Origin of the sequence: Pseudomonas reidholzensis (genome assembly GCF_900536025.1) — a bacterium.
Taxonomy (GTDB): domain Bacteria; phylum Pseudomonadota; class Gammaproteobacteria; order Pseudomonadales; family Pseudomonadaceae; genus Aquipseudomonas; species Aquipseudomonas reidholzensis.
The window spans coordinates 77,387-94,098 of the sequence record NZ_UNOZ01000040.1; the positions used below are offsets into that span (position 1 = coordinate 77,387).

A 16,712-nucleotide genomic window follows, 5' to 3' on the forward strand; every position below is an offset into this window, starting at 1 on the left:
TTTAAGAATATCCGCGCCTCACTACTATGAGCCTCAAGCCAGGCGCAAATCCCCTTCAAACCCTGCCCGGCACTTCACTCACAGGAGAACGAGCATGAGTGCATCTCTGCGTAGCATCGACGGTCAGGACGAAGCCACTATTCTGCGTGAGATCCAGAGCGCCCTGCGCGATCTGCGATTTGGTGCGGTGGAGATTACCGTGCACAACGCTCAGGTCGTACAGATCGAGCGCAAGGAGAAGTTCCGCCTGCAACAGCCCGGCAACAAGGCCGGCTGATACCGCCTCACCTACTAATTAGAAAAATGCCAATCGGGAGCTTCACCATGTCCATCCGCCGTTATGCGCTTGCCGCTCTGGCCAGTGCCGTTTTTGCCGGTTCCGCCATCGCCAAGGACTACGAACTGCTGAACGTGTCCTACGACCCGACCCGTGAGCTGTACCAACAGTACAACGCCGAGTTCATCAAGCACTGGCAGCAAGCGCATCCGGACGACAAGGTGAAGATCCAGCAATCGCACGGTGGCTCGGGCAAACAGGGCCGGGCAGTGATCGACGGCCTGCGCGCCGACGTGGTGACCCTGGCCCTGGCCGGCGACATCGACGAAATCGCCAAGCTCGGCAAGACCCTGCCGGACAACTGGCAGACCCGCCTGCCGGACGCCAGCACGCCGTACACCTCGACCATCGTGTTCCTGGTGCGCAAGGGCAACCCGAAAGGCATCAAGGACTGGGGCGACCTGGTCAAGAACGACGTCTCGGTGATTACCCCGAACCCGAAAACCTCCGGCGGTGCGCGCTGGAACTTCCTCGCCGCCTGGGCCTACGGCCTGAAGACCGGCGGTAGCGAAGACAAGGCCAAGGCCTACGTGCAAGAGCTGTTCAAGCACGTTCCGGTATTGGACACCGGCGCCCGCGGCTCGACCATCACCTTCGTCAACAACGGCCAGGGCGATGTGCTCCTGGCCTGGGAAAACGAAGCTTTCCTGGCGCTCAAGGAAGACGGCGGCAGCGACAAGTTCGAAATCGTCGTGCCTTCGCTGTCGATCCTTGCCGAGCCGCCCGTGGCCGTGGTCGACAAGAACGCTGACAAGAAGGGCAATACCGCGATTGCCACCGAATACCTCAAGCACCTGTACAGCCCGGCTGGGCAGAAGATCGCCGCCGAGAACTTCTACCGTCCCCGTGACGAGAAGGTCGCAGCAGAATTCGGCAAGCAATTCCCGAAACTCGACCTGGTGACCATCGACAAGGACTTCGGCGGCTGGAAGACTGCACAGCCTAAGTTCTTCAATGATGGCGGCGTGTTCGACCAGATCTACCAGGCACAGTAAGCACTGCTGTGCTCCACGGGAGTAACACCCTTCAGTAGCCTGCACCGGCCCAGGATTTGTCCTGGGCTTTGTGCGTTCAACCAGGGACCTTTATGTCACGTCGTATTTCCCCCGTCATACCCGGCTTCGGGCTGACCCTGGGCTACACCTTGGTGTACCTCAGCCTGATCGTGCTGATACCGCTGGCGGCCATGTTCATCCATGCCTCGCAGCTGACCTGGGAGCAGTTCTGGAACATCATCAGTGCGCCGCGGGTGATCGCTGCATTGAAGCTGAGTTTCGGCACTGCCCTGTTCGCCGCCATCATCAATGGCGTGATCGGCACCCTGCTGGCCTGGGTGCTGGTGCGCTACACCTTCCCCGGGCGCAAGATCATCGACGCGATGATCGACCTGCCGTTCGCCCTGCCCACGGCCGTGGCCGGTATCGCGCTGACCGCGCTGTACGCCCCGGCGGGCTGGGTCGGCCAGTTCGCCACCGACCTGGGCTTCAAGATCGCCTACACGCCACTGGGCATCACCCTGGCACTGACCTTCGTCACCCTGCCGTTCGTGGTCCGTACGGTGCAGCCGGTGCTCGCCGACATCCCGCGTGAGGTCGAAGAGGCGGCTGCCTGCCTGGGCGCCAAGCCCTTGCAGGTGTTCCGTCACATCCTCGCGCCGGCCTTGTTGCCCGCCTGGCTGACCGGCTTCGCCCTGGCCTTTGCGCGGGGCGTCGGCGAGTATGGCTCGGTGATCTTCATTGCCGGCAACATGCCGATGAAGACCGAGATCCTGCCGCTGCTGATCATGGTCAAGCTCGACCAGTACGACTACACCGGCGCCACCGCCATCGGCGTCCTGATGCTGGTGGTTTCCTTCATCCTGCTGCTGCTGATCAACTTGCTCCAGCGGCGCATCGAAACCCCTTGAAGGAGGCCCAGGTCATGTCTAGTTCAACTATTGGTGCCGCCGCTGCGGCCAACGCCGCCCGCCGTGGCAGCGCCACGTCGCGTCGCGTGCTGATCAGCCTTGGCTGGCTGGTGTTTGCGCTGTTCCTGCTGTTGCCGCTGGTGATCGTCGTGTCGCAGGCCCTGAAAAACGGCTTCGGCACGTTCTTCGAAGCGATCTTCGAGCCCGATGCCTTGTCGGCCCTCAAGCTGACACTGCTCGCCGTGTTCATCTCGGTGCCGCTGAACCTGGTGTTCGGGGTCAGCGCCGCGTGGTGCGTGAGCAAGTACACGTTCCCGGGCAAGAGCATCCTGGTCACCCTGATCGACCTGCCGTTCTCGGTGTCGCCGGTGATCGCCGGCCTGGTCTATGTGCTGATGTTCGGCGCCCAGGGCCTGTTCGGGCCGTGGCTGCAGGACCACGACATCCAGATCGTGTTCGCCCTGCCGGGCATCGTCCTGGCGACCATCTTCGTCACCGTGCCGTTCGTTGCCCGTGAGCTGATCCCGCTGATGCAGGAGCAGGGCACCCAGGAAGAGGAGGCCGCGCGTCTGCTCGGGGCCAACGGCTGGCAGATGTTCTGGCACGTCACCCTGCCGAACATCAAATGGGGCCTGATCTATGGCGTGGTGCTGTGTACCGCGCGGGCGATGGGCGAGTTCGGTGCGGTGTCGGTGGTCTCCGGGCATATCCGTGGCGTCACCAACACCTTGCCGCTGCACGTCGAAATCCTCTACAACGAATACAACCACGTCGCGGCGTTCAGCGTGGCGAGCCTGCTGCTGATCCTGGCGCTCTTCATCCTGCTGCTCAAGCAGTGGAGCGAGAACCGTATTAACCGCCTGCGTCAAAGCGCAGCGGAGGACTAATTCATGTCGATCGAAGTTCGTAACGTCAGCAAGCGCTTCAACAGCTTCCAGGCCCTGGACAACATCAACCTGGATATCCACAGCGGTGAGCTGGTGGCCTTGCTCGGCCCGTCCGGCTGCGGCAAGACCACCCTGCTGCGCATCATCGCCGGCCTCGAGACGCCGGATGACGGCAGCATCGTGTTCCATGGTGAGGATGTTTCGGGGCATGACGTGCGTGATCGCAACGTCGGCTTCGTGTTCCAGCACTACGCCCTGTTCCGCCACATGAGCGTGTTCGACAACGTCGCCTTTGGCCTGCGCATGAAGCCCAAGGGCGAGCGGCCGAGCGAGAGCAAGATCGCCGAAAAGGTCCATGAGCTGTTGAACATGGTCCAGCTCGACTGGCTCTCCGACCGCTACCCGGAGCAGCTCTCCGGTGGCCAGCGTCAGCGCATCGCCCTGGCGCGCGCCTTGGCCGTGGAGCCCAAGGTGCTGCTGCTCGACGAGCCGTTCGGCGCGCTCGACGCCAAGGTGCGCAAGGAGCTGCGCCGCTGGCTGGCGCGGCTGCACGAAGACATCAACCTGACCTCGGTGTTCGTCACCCACGACCAGGAAGAAGCGATGGAAGTCGCCGACCGTATCGTCGTGATGAACAAGGGCGTGATCGAGCAGATCGGCTCGCCGGGCGAGGTGTACGAGCAGCCGGCCAACGACTTCGTCTACCACTTCCTCGGTGACTCCAACCGCTTGAGCCTGAGCGAAGGCAGCCATGTGCTGTTCCGTCCGCACGAGGTGTCGCTGTCGCGGCATGAGACCGAGGGCCATCATGCGGCTGAAGTCCGTGATATTCGCCCGTTGGGCGCGACCACCCGGGTGACCTTGAAGGTGGCGGGGCAGAGCGAGCTGATCGAGGCTGAAGTGGTCAAGGATCACGACAGCCTGACCGGTTTGGCGCGCGGCGAGACATTGTTCTTCCGGCCGAAGGTCTGGCAGAAGGTGGCGGATATCTGAGCCGCTGAGTGATGAGCGAGAACCCGAGCCCTGGCTCGGGTTTTTTTATCCCTCGCAGATTGTCGGGGGCTGCTGCGCAGCCCATCGCGACACAAGGCCGCTCCCACAGGGTCCGCGCATTCCCCGGTGTTGGCCGCACCCCTGTGGGAGCGGCCTTGTGTCGCGAAACGAGGGCGCAGCCCTCGCAAGATTTGATGCCTTGCGCGAATATTTAAAATGCCTACAAAGCATGGCGTTTTGGTGGCTGCCCCAGAGCCCTCGAATCATAAGGCTTTGCGGCAATCCCTCAATTTCAATATTCGATAACGATCTAGCTTTAATTTTAAACATTACTTTCAGAGATAAGCGTCTGGCACCGATGATTCAGCCACGAGGCCCACCCAAGGAGGGCCGAAGACCTGAATCAAGACCCCCAGGAGTTTGATCAATGGGTAATGTCCAGACGGCCGTCAGGGCCTACGACCAGCCATGGCGCCCGACCCCGGGCGACCTGGTCGAGCTTGGACGGACGCTTCGCCTGCCACTCGGTCAGCTGCGCCTGCAACGCACGCCGGTCAGCGGCCTCAAGCGCCGCGACAAATGGGCCTTGGCCCTGCTGGTACTGGCCCTGCACGGCGCCGCCGCCTATTGGGTCAGCCAGGCGCCGACCCCACCGCTGCCGGTCGTGCCGCCGCAGATCCCCCCCATGACCATCGAGTTTGCCGCGCCCGCGCCACCTGTGGTCGAGCCGCCGCCGCCCGCGCCGGCCCCGCCGGTCGTCGAGCCGCCACCACCGCCGGTGGTCGACGAGCTGGCGGCCAAGCCCGCGCCCAAGCCGGTACCGAAACCCAAGCCGAAGCCGCCGACCCCGAAACCGGTCGCCAAGCCCGAACCCAAGCCGGTCGAAACGCCGCCACCGCCCGTCGCCGCGCCTGCCCCACCGGCGCCGCCTGCGCCCAAGCCCGCGCCGGTGACGCCGCCCTCGGCCAACGCCGCGTACCTGAAGAACCCGGCGCCGGAGTACCCGCAGATGGCCCAGCGCCGCGGTTGGGAAGGCACCGTGCTGTTGCGGGTCGAGGTGATGGCCAGCGGCAAGCCGGGGCAGATCCAGATCCAGAAAAGCAGCGGCCGCCAGGCGCTGGATGACGCCGCGCTGGCTGCGGTCAAGCGCTGGAGCTTTGTCCCCGCCAAGCAGGGCGACGTGGCCCAGTCCGGCTGGGTCAGTGTCCCCATCGATTTCAAGCTTCGTTAATGCGCACCTGAACAGAACATCGACAGAACATAGGAAGACTTCATCATGAGCCTGTTGGCATCCCCCCTCGAATCCGTTGAAAGTGCAGTCATCTGGCTGCTGGTTGGCTTCTCCATCGTCACCTGGGGCCTGGCCCTGATCAAGGTCGTGCAGTTCGTGCGCCTGAAGAACCAGGACAAACGCTTCCACCAGCAGTTCTGGGCGGCTTCAAGCCTCGACTCGGCCGCCGAGATCAGCCATGAGCTGCCGGGCCCGGCTGCCCGCGTCGCCCAGTCCGGCTATGCCGCCATCGCCGTTGGCGAACCTGGCCACGCCAACGACCTGAGCCAGTCGATCAACCACCAGGACCGCCTCGAGCGTGCCCTGCGCCAGCAGATCGTGCGTGAGCGCCGCTCGCTGGAAACCGGCCTGGCCGTGGTCGCCAGTATCGGCAGCACCTCGCCCTTCATCGGCCTGTTCGGCACCGTCTGGGGCATCATGGAAGCCCTCAAGGGAATCAGCGCGGCCGGTTCGGCCAGCCTGGAAACCGTCGCCGGCCCGATCGGTGCGGCGCTGGTCGCCACAGGCGTCGGTATCGCCGTCGCAGTGCCTGCGGTGCTGGTCTACAACTACTTCCTGCGGCGCCTCAAGCTGACCGCCGCCGACCTCGACGACTTCGCCCATGACTTCTACAGCCTGGCGCAGAAGAGTGCCTTCCGCGTGCTGGTTCACCCCGCTGTGCAGAAGGCCCAGGCCGGCTTCACCCAACCTGTGAAAGAGGCGTCCTGATATGGCCTTTTCAACCCAGGACAACGATGAAGTCCTCAGTGAAATCAACGTTACGCCACTGGTCGACGTCATGCTGGTGCTGCTGGTGGTGTTCATCGTCACCGCGCCGCTGCTGACCAACGCCATCCCGATCAACCTGCCCAAGACCGAGGCGGTGGCGCCGGTCGAGCAGAAGGATCCGTTGGTGGTGAGCATCGATGGCGGCGGCAAGCTGTTCATCAACAAGGACGAGATCCAGCCGGACCTGCTGGAAACCAACCTAAAGGCCGCCAAGGCCAAGGACACCGAGCTGCGCGTGCAGCTGCAGGCCGACGATGGCGTCAACTACGGCGAAGTGGCGCGGGCGATGGCCGCGATCGAACGCGCCGGCATCACCAAGCTGGCGGTGATCACCGCACGCTGACCGGCAAACCCTCTTCAGGCAAGTGCTTCGGGGCCATATCTCTAGACAGGGGATGGCCCTTTTTTTATGGGCTCACGCTACGCGATGGAAGGCGATTAAGGTTATAAACAAATAGCTTCTTATTCCTTTACGAATATAACTCCCTCCCTATACTGGTCTCCAAGCACGCAAACTTGCAGGAGGCGTCCCCATGCGCAATGAGTCGATTCGTTACCTGATTGTGCCGGGCTGGCAAGGATCGCCAGACAACCATTGGCAGAGTCACTGGCAGCGCAGCCTGCCCAACAGCGCCCGGGTCGAGCAGCAAGACTGGCTGACCCCGCTCCGCGCTGATTGGGTCCAGGCCCTTGAGCAGGCGGTCGCCGCCGACAGCTCGCCGGTGATTCTGATTGCCCACAGCCTGGGCTGCATCACGGTCGCCCACTGGGCGGCCACGGCCAGCCCGGCGTTGCTCGGCCGCGTGCGGGGTGCCTTGCTGGTGGCCCCGGCGGATGTCGAGCGGCCGACCTGCGCGCCGGCACTGCGCAATTTTGCGCCGATCCCGATGCAGGCCTTGCCGTTCCCCAGCCAAGTGGTCAGCTCCGACAACGACCCGGCGGTCAACGTCCCCCGGGCGCTGTACCTGGCCCAGTCGTGGGGCGCCGAGGTGGGGCTGCTGGCCAGCGCCGGGCATATCAACGTCAAGTCCGGCCATGAGCGCTGGGAGCAGGGCTTTGCCTACCTCTACCGCCTGCAGGGTCGGATCGAGCAACACACGCTGCGCCGTGCCTGATCCGGCGGCTGTTACCGAATACCCAGACGCCCGGCCGGCAGTGGCCCTGGGCGGGAGTTTGTCATGACTTTTCACGCCCCTTTCGGCCAGCCCCTGCTGACCTTCCCCGAGCTGGATAAAAGCCCGCTGAGCATTCGTGCCAAGGCGCTGGTGTTCGTCGACCCGCGTTCGCAACAGCTGCGCCAGGCCCTCGAACGGCTGGCGCCGCAACCGCTGCCGGTGCTGATCCGCGGCGAGACCGGCACCGGCAAGGAGTTGCTGGCGCGGCAGATCCACCGGGCCAGCGATCGCGGTGGGTTGTTCGTCTCGGTCAACTGCGCGGCCATCAGCCATACCTACGCCGATGCCGAGTTGTTCGGCTACAGCGCCGGTACCCACGGCGGTACCGCCAGCAGCCGTGCCGGCTGGTTTGGCTCGGCCAATGGCGGCACGCTGTACCTGGACGAGATCGCCGACCTGCCGCTGGCGATCCAGGGCAAGCTGTTGGCCGCGCTGGAAAACCGCGAGGTCACCCGGGTCGGCGCCGCGCATCCGCAGCCGGTGGACGTGCGCCTGGTCGCCGCGTCCAGTATCGACCTGGCCCAGGCGGTGCGCGCCGGGCGTTTCAACGAACGCCTGTACCACTACCTGGACGAGGGCGAGCTCGAACTGCCTGCCCTGCGTGAACGTGTCGGCGACATCCTGCCGTTGGCCGAATACTTCGTCGGCATCTACTGCGTGCGCCTCGAGCGCCCGCTGCCGCTGATCAGCGAGCAGGCCCAGCAGGCGCTGGAAGCGCACACCTGGCCGGGCAACACCCGCGAACTGGAAAACGTCATTCACTTCGCCCTGCTGGTCAGCGATGGCGAGGAGATCCTACCCGAGCACCTCGACCTGCCCGACACCGCGCCGTTGGCCAGCCTGGCCGCGCAGCTGGCGCAACTGGGGCGCAGCCGCGAGCCGCAAACCACCGCCGCGCTGCGCCAATTGCTTGAACAGACCCTGGCCACGCTGGATGGATCGGCGCGCTAGAGCGGCGCGCAGCGGTTCATAAGCAAAGCCGTTACTGGCAGTTTGTTTTTGGCATAAGCAGCTAAGCAAAAGATATTGTTGCGGCATAACAAATCCCGGTATCGTCCGCCTCACGCCCACTGCAGCGTGCACTGGGCACCCCACATTGCCATCGCCGATGGCCCAGCTTGATTAAGGATCACCATGAAGAAATCCCTGCTGACCGCGGCCCTGGCTGCCGCCCTGTCGTTGACTGGCGTCGCCCAGGCGGCCGAGAAGCTGATCGTTGCCGCTACCCCGGTACCGCACGCCGAGATCCTCGAGCTGATCAAGCCGACCTTGGCCAAAGAAGGCATCGACCTGCAGATCAAAGTCTTCACCGACTACGTTCAGCCGAACGTTCAGGTCGACCAGAAGCGTCTGGACGCCAACTACTTCCAGACCCTGCCGTACCTGAAGAGCTTCAACGAAGGCAAGGGCACCCACCTGGAAACCGTGATCGGCGTGCACGTCGAACCGTTCGGTGGCTACTCGAAGAAGATCAAGAACCTCAGCGAGCTGAAGGAAGGCGCCACCGTTGCCATTCCTAACGAAGGCAGCAACAGCGGCCGCGCGCTGATCCTGCTGCAGAAGGCGGGCCTGATCACCCTGAAAGACCCGAAAAACGCCCTGGCGACCCCGAAAGACATCGCCGAGAACCCGAAGAAGCTCAAGTTCAAAGAGCTGGAATCGGCCATGCTGCCGCGTGTGCTCGACCAGGTCGACCTGGACATGATCAACACCAACTACGCCCTGGAAGCAGGCCTGAACCCGGCCAAGGACGCCCTGGTGATCGAAGGCGCCGACTCGCCTTACGTGAACTTCCTGGTCGCCCGTCCTGACAACAAGGACAGCGAGGCTATCCAGAAGCTGGCCAAGGCGCTGACCAGCCCTGAGGTGAAAGCCTTCATCGAGAAGAAATACAGCGGTGCAGTACTGCCGGCGTTCTGATACGCCTCAGCCGTGCCCACAAAAAAAGCCGACGCTGGTGCGTCGGCTTTTTTTTGCGCTACTGACACCCGAAGGCTCAACGCTGGCCGCCGAGGGCCTTGCGCAAAGCCAGCAACCACTCAAGTTGTTCGTTCATCGTTCTCCTCCCTGTGGATGTCATGGCCGTGCACGCCACGGTTTGTGAGGGCTTGGAGAGGGTTTTACGAGGAAAGATCCCACACACCGGCAGGAAATTTTCGGTTAGCCCAACGGGTGATATCAATATGCAATAAAGGTATTTAGAGAAAGGTTTTTATACCCTTAGAGTCTACCCAGCGTGCTTACCCGCACGACCCGATTTCATCGTCGAACGACGCCGAGCAATCCTCGCGCCGCCCTGGGAATGACTCCAATGCCGTACCCCCGCACCCCCGTGTCGAGGCGCCAGCCATGAACTTCGACACCGCTTTCATGCTCAGCACCTTGCCGGCCTTTGGCAAAGCCGTCGGTGTCACCTTGCAGGTCGGCCTGATCGCCATCGCCACCTCGTTGCTGGTGGCCGTGCTCAACGCGACGATCCTGGTACTGCGCACCCCTTACCTGTGGCGTGCGGTGCAGGGCTATGTCGAACTGGCCCGCAACACGCCGCTGCTGATCCAGCTGTTCTTCATCTACTTCGCCTTGCCGACCCTCGGCGTGAAGGTCTCCGGCTTCGCTGCGGCGATCATCACCATGACGTTCATGGGCGGTGCCTACCTGACCGAAGTGCTGCGTGCCGGGGTCGAGAGCTCGAGTCGGGGCGCTCGATCGGCCTGTCGGAGGGCCAGCTGCTGCGTCACGTGATCTTGCCGCAGGCCGGCATCCTCAGCCTGCCGGCGCTGTTCGCCAACTTCATCTTCCTGCTCAAGGAGACCACCGTGGTCTCGGCGGTGGCGGTGCCGGAGATTCTCTACACCACCAAGAACTATATCGCCCTGTACTACAAGACCTACGAAATGCTGGCCGTGCTGACCCTGCTTTGCGTGCTGCTGTTCCTGCCGCTGTCGCTGCTGCTGCGCTACCTCGAAAGGAGGCTGCAACATGGCCAGTTCGGGTCCTGAACTGCTGCTGGTCTCGCTGCCGCAGCTGGCGGCGGGGGCGGCGCAAACCCTGGCCATCTCGGCCTTGGGGATCGTCTTCGCGACCTTGGGCGGCGTGCTTTACGGCGTGCTGGCGAGCCTGGGCAACCGCCTGCTGAACCTGATCCTGCAGGTCTACCTGGAGCTGTTTCGGGCGATCCCGGTGCTGGTCTGGCTGTACCTGATGTTCTTTGGGCTGCCGATCTTCTTCGCCATCAGCATCCCGAGTTTCTGGTGTGCGGTGTTGGTGCTCGGGCTGTGGGGCGCCAGTGAAGTCGGCGAGGTGGTGCGTGGCGCGTTGCAGTCGTTGCCGCGCGGCCAGCGCGAGGCCGGGCTGTCGATCGGCCTGGCCGGCTGGCAGCTGTACGGCTATGTGCTGCTGCCGCAAGCGCTCAAGCGCATGACCCCGCCGACCATCAACATCTACACGCGGATCATCAAGACCAGCTCGCTGGCGGTGCTGATCGGCGTGGTCGAGGTGATCAAGGCCGGGCAGCAGATCATCGAGCGCACCTACGAATCGGTGCTGATCTATGGCGCGCTGTTCCTGTTCTTCTTCTTTGTCTGTTATCCGCTGTCCGCCGCCTCGCGCGCGCTGGAACGCCGCTGGGCTCACGCATGAACGCACTGATCGAATTCAAAGGCTTCAACAAGTTCTTCGGCGAGCAGCAGGTGCTCAACGAGGTCGACCTGCAGGTGCAGGCCGGCGAAGTGGTGGTGATCCTCGGCCCCAGCGGCTGCGGCAAAAGCACCCTGCTGCGCTGCCTGAACGGCCTGGAGGAGGCCCACAGTGGCCAGATCCGCCTCGACGGGCGAGCGCTGATCGCAGCGGATACCGACTGGCGCCAGGTGCGTCAGCGGGTGGGCATGGTGTTCCAGAGCTACCACCTGTTCGGCCACATGAGCGTGATCGACAACCTGCTGCTTGGCCCGCTCAAGGTGCAAAAGCGCGAACGGGCCGAGGCCCTGGCCCAGGCCGAGGCGCTGCTGGCGCGGGTCGGTTTGCTGGACAAGCGCGACGCTTTCCCGCGGCAGTTGTCCGGCGGCCAGCAACAGCGCATCGCGATCGTCCGTTCGCTGTGCATGAACCCGCAGGTGATGCTGTTCGATGAAGTCACCGCCGCCCTCGACCCGGAAATGGTCAAGGAGGTGCTGCAGGTGATCCAGGGCCTGGCCCGCGACGGCATGACCCTGTTGATCGTTACCCACGAAATGGCCTTCGCCCGCGCGGTGGCCGACCGTATCGTGTTCATGGAGGCCGGCAGGATCCTTGAACAAAGCGACCCCGAGAGCTTCTTCACCCAACCGCGAACCGCACGTGCGCAGCAGTTCCTGGAGAAATTCTCCTTTGTCGAAAGCCTGCCGAAGACACTTGAAAAGGAACTGTCATGAAAACTGCCCACCTCACCAAACTGCTCGCGCCGTTGTTCGGCCTGGCCCTGCTGGCCGGCTGCAACAAGGCTGACGAACCGCCCAAACCGGCGACACCGACCCCTGCCACCAGCTACCTGGAAGTGATCAAGGCCCGCGACAAGCTGATCGTCGGCGTCTTCACCGACAAACCGCCGTTTGGTTTCGTCGATGAAAGTGGCCGTTACGTCGGCTTCGATACCGACATCGGCCGCCGCCTGGCCAAGGACCTGCTCGGCGACGAGAACAAGGTGGAGTTCGTCGCGGTCGAGCCGGCCAGCCGTATTCCGTTCCTGCAGAGCGACAAGGTCGACCTGATCCTGGCCAACATGACCGTCACCCCGGAGCGCAAGGAAGCGGTCGACTTCACCAACCCCAACCTGCGCGTCGCGGTGCAGGCCATCGTCGCCGATGGCAGTGCGGTGCAGAAGCTCGACGACCTGGCCGACAAGACCATCATCGTCACCACCGGCACCACCGCCGATATCTGGCTGACCAAGACCCACCCGGACTGGAAGCTGCTCAAGTTCGAAAAGAACAGCGAATCGCTGCAGGCGCTGGCCAATGGCCGTGGCGATGCGTATGCCCAGGACAACCTGATCCTGTTCAGCTGGGCCAAACAGAACCCGGGCTACCGCGTGCTGCCTGATCTGCTCGGCGAAGAGGCACCGATTGCGCCGGCGGTGAAGAAGGGCAATACCGAGCTGCGTGACTGGGTCAATGCCGAATTGGCCAAGCTGGGTGAGGAGAAGTTCCTGCTCAAGCTCTATGACCAGTACGTGCGCAAGGAACTCTCGGATGACACCAAGCCTGAGAGCGTGATCGTCGAAGGCGGCAAGTGGCAGGGTTGATCTGACGATTTTGGGGCTGCTGCGCAGCCCTTTCGCGACACAAGGCCGCTCCCACAGTGTCCGCGCATGCCCTGAAGATATGGGCATATGCAGTCAGGGTGGGAGCGGCCTTGTGTCGCGATAGGGCCGCAAAGCGGCCCCAGCAATCATTCGGCCGGCACCAGCCTCAAGGTACTGCGCGCCGGGATCACCCCCATCTGCGCCTTGTAGTAGCGCCCCTCGATGTAATCCTCAGCCTGATCGCGATAATGCCGGTCGAACGGCACGCCACTCTGGCCGACCGGATTGATGCTCAGCGCCTGCCCGGGATCGGCAAAATCGATCACCCGTCGGGTCGACGGCCCATAGGTCACCGGCCACGGCGCCGGGCCGATCTTCGCCGACAGGTTGTTCGGCACCTCGTGCGTACCCGGCGCGGCAAACGGCCCGACGTTGAACAACAGGTTCAACGGCTTCTGCACCCCCAGCGGATGGTTATGCGTCAACGTGTGCGCCTTGCCCCATTGCCAGGTCGCCGGGTCCTTGCCAAAGGTCTCGCGCAAGTGCGCCAGGCTCTTGCCCCAGGCTTCGCGGACGATCGCCGTGCGATCACTGGGTTGGTTGGCGCCACGCTTGTCCCACCAGGGCGAGCCTGCATCCGCCGCCAACCGCGGCAGGGCGGCGTCGATGGCGCGGGTGCTGATCAGAACCGGGAACCAGGTGTCGCCCAGCTCGTCATGCAGCGCCGCGTACGCCAATTCGTAGAAGAACTGGTTGAACAGGGTGGCACTGGTCGAGTCCAGCGGATAGTCGCCGGTCCATGCCGCCAGTTGCTCGACCAGCTCCTTTTCCTGGTCGCCTGCGGCCACCTCGCGCAGGGTCGCCAGAAGCGGGGCGAGGGTGCGTGGGCCATAGTCGTTGCGGGTGTCCAGCTGCAGCGCCTGGCTGCTCTGGGTATCCCACTTGATCTCGGGGTTGGCCAGATGCCGGTCGAGCTGGCGCCCGCGATCCGCCAGGTTGTAATAGCCCGGCACCGGCACGCTGGCAGGCGGCTGGTAGTTGGCCGAAACGAGGTAGCCGCTGGCCGGGTTCACCTGCTGCGGGTTGACGCTGAAGGGATAGAAGCCGAGCTTGCGCGCCTGGCCGCTGCTGCCATCGAGGATGAACGCCGGGTTGACCCCCTCCGGGCGGATCGGCAGCTGCGCCGCAGCCCACCAGCCGATGTCGCCGCGGGCGTTGGCCCACACCAGGTTCAGCCCGGGTGACTGGATCTTCACGGCGGCCAGGCGCATCTTGCTCACGGTGTCGGCGCGGTTGAGCTGGTAGAAACCTTCGAGCAGCGGGTTTTCCGTTTCCAGGAAGGCCCACCACATGGCGATCGGCGTGGGCCCGGCGGTGTCGCCGAGCACGCGGTTGACGATTGGGCCGTGGGGCGAGCGGCGCAAGGTGATGTCCAGTGGCTTTTCGCCCTTGATCGCGATCTGCTGCTGGCTGGTTTCCAGCCTTGTCCACTGGCCATCGACCAGCACCTGCTCGGCATCGTTGGGGTTGCTCTTCTCGGCGATCAGGTCGACATCGTCGTTCTGGAACATGGTCAGGCTCCAACCGAAGTCGCGGTTGTGGCCCAGCAGCGCGAAGGGGTTGAGCGCCTGGAAGTAGCCATACAGGCTGAAGCCCGGCGTCGACAGTTCGGCTTCGTACCACACCGCCGGCACGGCAAAGCCGATATGCGGGTCGCCGGCCAGCAGCGTCCGGCCGCTGCGGGTGCGGCTGCCGGACACCGCCCAGGCATTGCTGCCTTCGAACTGCGGGATGCCGGCATCGCCCAGGGCGTCGCTGCTGAGCCGCGCCAGGTGTTCCAGGCTGCGCCAGTCGGCGTCGGCCAGCGGTGCAGCGAGCGCGCCGTCGGGTTGCCAATCGAGGTCGAAGATCTTCAGGTAGTCGGCGCCAAGCTGGTCGCGGATGTAGGTCAGCGCAGGCTCGGTACGAAACGCTGCGGCGAAGCTGTAGGCCAGGTAACCGGCAATGCTCAGGGTGTCTTCAGCGGTGAACGGCCGGGGCGCAATGCCGAGCAGATCGAACTCGATCGGCTTGGGATGGCTGGCCTGCCATTGATTGGCCCCGTCGAGGTAGGCCTGCAAGCCCTGCCAGGCGGGGCCCGCGTGGTCCTGGCGCTGGGCCATGCGCGCGGCCTGTTCGCGGATCCGCAGGCTGCGGAACAAGGTGTCGGTGGGCACCAGCTTGGCGCCCAGCACTTCGGCCAGTTCACCCCGGGCCAGACGCCGCATGATCTCCATCTGGAACAAACGGTCCTGGGCGTGGACATAGCCCAGCGCGCGGTACAGGTCGGTGTCGTTCTGCGCCTGGATGTGCGGCACGCCGCGGGTGTCGTAGCGCACGCTGACCGCAGCCTGCAGGCCCTTGAGCGGCAACTCGCCCTCGCGCTGCGGCTGCTTGCCCTGCACGTACCAGTAGCCACCGCCAGCGGCTGCTGCGACGACAACGACGGCAATGGCCAGCAGGGTCAGGCTGCGTTTCATCAGAGCTCCTTGTGATCTTCACGGCTAACGGTGGTCAGATCATCGACCGATCAGCGATCAGAGAATAGTCCCGAAAGGAGTTCGTATGTCTCTCAGCGAAAAACAGAAGATGCTCAGTGGCCAGCTCTATCACGCCAGTTGCCCGCAACTGCAGGCCGAGCAGATGGCCAACCGGCAGTGGATGCAGCGCTACAACAACAGTGCCGATCTGCCGAACGAAGGCCGCCACGCGCTATTGGCCGAGCACTTCGGCAAGGTTGGCGAGGGTGTGGTGATCCGCCCGCCGTTCTACTGCGACTATGGCTACAACCTCACGGTGGGCGCCAACACCTTCATGAACTTCAACTGCGTGATCCTCGACGTGCTGCCGGTGCGCATAGGTGACGATTGCCAGATTGCCCCTTCGGTGCAGATCTACACTGCCGACCACCCGCTTGACCCCGACGTGCGCCGTACCGGCCTGGAAAGCGGGCGGCCGGTGACGATCGGCAACAATGTCTGGATCGGCGGCGGGGCGATCATCCTGCCGGGAGTGACCATTGGCGACAACGCCGTGGTCGGCGCCGGCAGCGTGGTGACCCGCGATGTGCCGGCCGGGGCGGTGGTGGTGGGTAATCCGGCGCGGGTGCGTCAGCCAGCCCAGGGGCAATAGCAACCCACGGCGAGGGTGTTGGAGGCACTGACCTGGCGGTCTTCGAGCAGCGCCCTGAGGATCGGTTCGATGAAACTGTTGCTCGAGTTGCATACTGCCCCTTCGCTGTACGGCCCGAAGTAGGCGAGCCGGCCCTGGCGGTCCCAGATCGCCACGGCGGGGCTGGCGGGCAGGTGCTCGCTGCCGGGCAGGTGGGCGATGGCGTCGAGGCTGGCGAGCAGTTGGCCGTGGCTGCCGGGCTTTTGTGCCAGGTGGAAGCTGACGCCCAGCGGGGTGAAGTGATCGAGCAGTTCGCCCAGGTGCTGCTGGTTGCCGACGTTGCAGGGGCAGGCCGGGTCCCAGAAGTGCACCACGCGGATCGGGCCCGGGCCGGCGAGGTCGTCGGGCAGGCGTAACTGGCTGCCGTCGAACAGGGTGGTCTGGTTGTCGAACGGGCGCAGGTAGCGCGCCTGGAAGCTGTCGTAGGCCCACCACAGGACGGCGGTGCAGAGCAGGATGGCAAGCAGTACAAGGCCGCTCCCACAGGGGGAAGAGTTGCTCATTCGAAGGTGGCCAAGCTTGCCACGATGCGACCCAGACCTGAATATCACAGATCAATACTCGCTCCGGATGTAGCCAATGCCCGCGCCTTTTCACCCCGACCTGCTGCGTACCAGCCTCGCGCCCCTCGCCGATCGCCAGGCGTTATCGGCCCAGGCGCTGGACTATCAGCGCTCGTACGGGCTCGACCTGCGCGTGCAGCGTTGGCTTGGCGGCTTCCAGGCCGGGGGCTTCGAGCTGGTCGGGCAGGTCTGGCTGCCCGAGCAGCCGGTGGCGACGATGTTCCTGCTGCACGGCTATTACGACCACATGGGCCTGTACCGGCATGTGATCGAATGGGCATTGGCGCAGGGCTACGCGGTCATC

General features: G+C 64.1%; 17 protein-coding genes and 2 pseudogenes. 17 read left to right on the forward strand and 2 right to left on the reverse strand.

Annotation, left to right across the window (positions count from 1 at the left end):
* Positions 1-94: 94 nt before the first annotated feature.
* The 15 genes and pseudogenes from oscA to CCOS865_RS27880 all read left to right on the forward strand — a co-directional run bounded on the left by oscA (position 95) and on the right by CCOS865_RS27880 (position 12,635).
* Positions 95-277, forward strand: coding sequence for a sulfur starvation response protein OscA (oscA, locus tag CCOS865_RS27810; RefSeq protein ID WP_016712582.1), 183 nt, complete (start codon positions 95-97; stop codon positions 275-277).
* A 47-nt stretch (positions 278-324) separates the two neighbouring features.
* Positions 325-1,332: a sulfate ABC transporter substrate-binding protein gene (locus tag CCOS865_RS27815; RefSeq protein WP_119146991.1), complete on the forward strand. Its 1,008-nt coding sequence runs from the start codon at positions 325-327 to the stop codon at positions 1,330-1,332.
* A 92-nt stretch (positions 1,333-1,424) separates the two neighbouring features.
* Entirely contained in the window at positions 1,425-2,243 is an 819-nt protein-coding gene (gene cysT, locus CCOS865_RS27820; protein WP_012274724.1) for a sulfate ABC transporter permease subunit CysT, read from the forward strand.
* Positions 2,244-2,257: 14 nt separating this feature from the next.
* Entirely contained in the window at positions 2,258-3,130 is an 873-nt protein-coding gene (cysW, locus tag CCOS865_RS27825) for a sulfate ABC transporter permease subunit CysW (protein ID WP_119146993.1), read from the forward strand.
* Positions 3,131-3,133: 3 nt separating this feature from the next.
* Positions 3,134-4,123, forward strand: a complete 990-nt coding sequence (locus CCOS865_RS27830; RefSeq protein WP_119146995.1) for a sulfate/molybdate ABC transporter ATP-binding protein — start codon at positions 3,134-3,136, stop codon at positions 4,121-4,123.
* A 427-nt stretch (positions 4,124-4,550) separates the two neighbouring features.
* Complete coding sequence (locus CCOS865_RS27835; protein WP_119146997.1) at positions 4,551-5,354, forward strand: energy transducer TonB; 804 nt, start codon at positions 4,551-4,553, stop codon at positions 5,352-5,354.
* A gap of 45 nt (positions 5,355-5,399) precedes the next feature.
* Positions 5,400-6,122, forward strand: coding sequence for a MotA/TolQ/ExbB proton channel family protein (locus tag CCOS865_RS27840; protein WP_119146999.1), 723 nt, complete (start codon positions 5,400-5,402; stop codon positions 6,120-6,122).
* A gap of 1 nt (position 6,123) precedes the next feature.
* Complete coding sequence (locus tag CCOS865_RS27845; RefSeq protein ID WP_119147001.1) at positions 6,124-6,525, forward strand: ExbD/TolR family protein; 402 nt, start codon at positions 6,124-6,126, stop codon at positions 6,523-6,525.
* A gap of 190 nt (positions 6,526-6,715) precedes the next feature.
* On the forward strand, positions 6,716-7,297 hold the full coding sequence (locus CCOS865_RS27850; protein WP_119147002.1) for an alpha/beta hydrolase: 582 nt from the start codon (positions 6,716-6,718) through the stop codon (positions 7,295-7,297).
* 63 nt (positions 7,298-7,360) lie between these two features.
* On the forward strand, positions 7,361-8,308 hold the full coding sequence (locus CCOS865_RS27855) for a sigma 54-interacting transcriptional regulator (RefSeq protein WP_119147004.1): 948 nt from the start codon (positions 7,361-7,363) through the stop codon (positions 8,306-8,308).
* Between the two features lie 183 nt (positions 8,309-8,491).
* Positions 8,492-9,277, forward strand: a complete 786-nt coding sequence (locus CCOS865_RS27860) for a MetQ/NlpA family ABC transporter substrate-binding protein (protein ID WP_119147007.1) — start codon at positions 8,492-8,494, stop codon at positions 9,275-9,277.
* A gap of 429 nt (positions 9,278-9,706) precedes the next feature.
* Positions 9,707-10,356, forward strand: a pseudogene (locus CCOS865_RS27865) (amino acid ABC transporter permease).
* Positions 10,337-10,996 (forward strand): amino acid ABC transporter permease, encoded by a 660-nt coding sequence (locus CCOS865_RS27870; protein WP_119147009.1) that lies wholly within the window; start codon positions 10,337-10,339, stop codon positions 10,994-10,996. The pseudogene CCOS865_RS27865 and the gene CCOS865_RS27870 overlap by 20 nt, the downstream one beginning before the upstream one ends.
* On the forward strand, positions 10,993-11,766 hold the full coding sequence (locus CCOS865_RS27875; protein WP_119147011.1) for an amino acid ABC transporter ATP-binding protein: 774 nt from the start codon (positions 10,993-10,995) through the stop codon (positions 11,764-11,766). Before CCOS865_RS27870 ends, CCOS865_RS27875 begins: the two co-directional genes overlap by 4 nt.
* Positions 11,763-12,635 carry a transporter substrate-binding domain-containing protein gene (locus CCOS865_RS27880; protein WP_119147013.1) on the forward strand — a complete coding sequence of 291 codons (873 nt, stop codon included), beginning with the start codon at positions 11,763-11,765 and terminating at the stop codon, positions 12,633-12,635. Before CCOS865_RS27875 ends, CCOS865_RS27880 begins: the two co-directional genes overlap by 4 nt.
* A gap of 146 nt (positions 12,636-12,781) precedes the next feature.
* Here the strand turns inward: CCOS865_RS27880 and CCOS865_RS27885 are convergent, their stop codons facing one another.
* On the reverse strand, positions 12,782-15,154 hold the full coding sequence (locus CCOS865_RS27885; RefSeq protein ID WP_119147015.1) for a penicillin acylase family protein: 2,373 nt from the start codon (positions 15,152-15,154) through the stop codon (positions 12,782-12,784).
* A gap of 85 nt (positions 15,155-15,239) precedes the next feature.
* On the opposite strand from CCOS865_RS27885, the gene CCOS865_RS27890 reads away from it, so the two are divergent.
* Positions 15,240-15,806 carry a sugar O-acetyltransferase gene (locus CCOS865_RS27890; protein WP_119147017.1) on the forward strand — a complete coding sequence of 189 codons (567 nt, stop codon included), beginning with the start codon at positions 15,240-15,242 and terminating at the stop codon, positions 15,804-15,806.
* Here the strand turns inward: CCOS865_RS27890 and CCOS865_RS27895 are convergent.
* A complete protein-coding gene (locus tag CCOS865_RS27895) occupies positions 15,785-16,348 on the reverse strand; it encodes a DUF6436 domain-containing protein (RefSeq protein ID WP_119147019.1) in 564 nt (187 codons plus the stop codon). The genes CCOS865_RS27890 and CCOS865_RS27895 overlap by 22 nt on opposite strands.
* 76 nt (positions 16,349-16,424) lie before the next feature.
* Here CCOS865_RS27895 and CCOS865_RS27900 point away from each other — a divergent pair.
* Positions 16,425-16,712: pseudogene (locus CCOS865_RS27900) on the forward strand (phospholipase BipL); the annotation flags it as partial.

Excerpts from the sequence above, each read along its gene's own strand:
- oscA (WP_016712582.1), top strand. The coding sequence starts at position 95 with ATGAGTGCATCTCTGCGTAGCATCGACGGTCAGGACGAAGCCACTATT.
- CCOS865_RS27815 (WP_119146991.1), top strand. The coding sequence starts at position 325 with ATGTCCATCCGCCGTTATGCGCTTGCCGCTCTGGCCAGTGCCGTTTTT.
- cysT (WP_012274724.1), top strand. The coding sequence starts at position 1,425 with ATGTCACGTCGTATTTCCCCCGTCATACCCGGCTTCGGGCTGACCCTG.
- cysW (WP_119146993.1), top strand. The coding sequence starts at position 2,258 with ATGTCTAGTTCAACTATTGGTGCCGCCGCTGCGGCCAACGCCGCCCGC.
- CCOS865_RS27830 (WP_119146995.1), top strand. The coding sequence starts at position 3,134 with ATGTCGATCGAAGTTCGTAACGTCAGCAAGCGCTTCAACAGCTTCCAG.
- CCOS865_RS27835 (WP_119146997.1), top strand. The coding sequence starts at position 4,551 with ATGGGTAATGTCCAGACGGCCGTCAGGGCCTACGACCAGCCATGGCGC.
- CCOS865_RS27840 (WP_119146999.1), top strand. The coding sequence starts at position 5,400 with ATGAGCCTGTTGGCATCCCCCCTCGAATCCGTTGAAAGTGCAGTCATC.
- CCOS865_RS27845 (WP_119147001.1), top strand. The coding sequence starts at position 6,124 with ATGGCCTTTTCAACCCAGGACAACGATGAAGTCCTCAGTGAAATCAAC.
- CCOS865_RS27850 (WP_119147002.1), top strand. The coding sequence starts at position 6,716 with ATGCGCAATGAGTCGATTCGTTACCTGATTGTGCCGGGCTGGCAAGGA.
- CCOS865_RS27855 (WP_119147004.1), top strand. The coding sequence starts at position 7,361 with ATGACTTTTCACGCCCCTTTCGGCCAGCCCCTGCTGACCTTCCCCGAG.
- CCOS865_RS27860 (WP_119147007.1), top strand. The coding sequence starts at position 8,492 with ATGAAGAAATCCCTGCTGACCGCGGCCCTGGCTGCCGCCCTGTCGTTG.
- CCOS865_RS27870 (WP_119147009.1), top strand. The coding sequence starts at position 10,337 with ATGGCCAGTTCGGGTCCTGAACTGCTGCTGGTCTCGCTGCCGCAGCTG.
- CCOS865_RS27875 (WP_119147011.1), top strand. The coding sequence starts at position 10,993 with ATGAACGCACTGATCGAATTCAAAGGCTTCAACAAGTTCTTCGGCGAG.
- CCOS865_RS27880 (WP_119147013.1), top strand. The coding sequence starts at position 11,763 with ATGAAAACTGCCCACCTCACCAAACTGCTCGCGCCGTTGTTCGGCCTG.
- CCOS865_RS27885 (WP_119147015.1), bottom strand. The coding sequence starts at position 15,154 with ATGAAACGCAGCCTGACCCTGCTGGCCATTGCCGTCGTTGTCGTCGCA.
- CCOS865_RS27890 (WP_119147017.1), top strand. The coding sequence starts at position 15,240 with ATGTCTCTCAGCGAAAAACAGAAGATGCTCAGTGGCCAGCTCTATCAC.
- CCOS865_RS27895 (WP_119147019.1), bottom strand. The coding sequence starts at position 16,348 with ATGAGCAACTCTTCCCCCTGTGGGAGCGGCCTTGTACTGCTTGCCATC.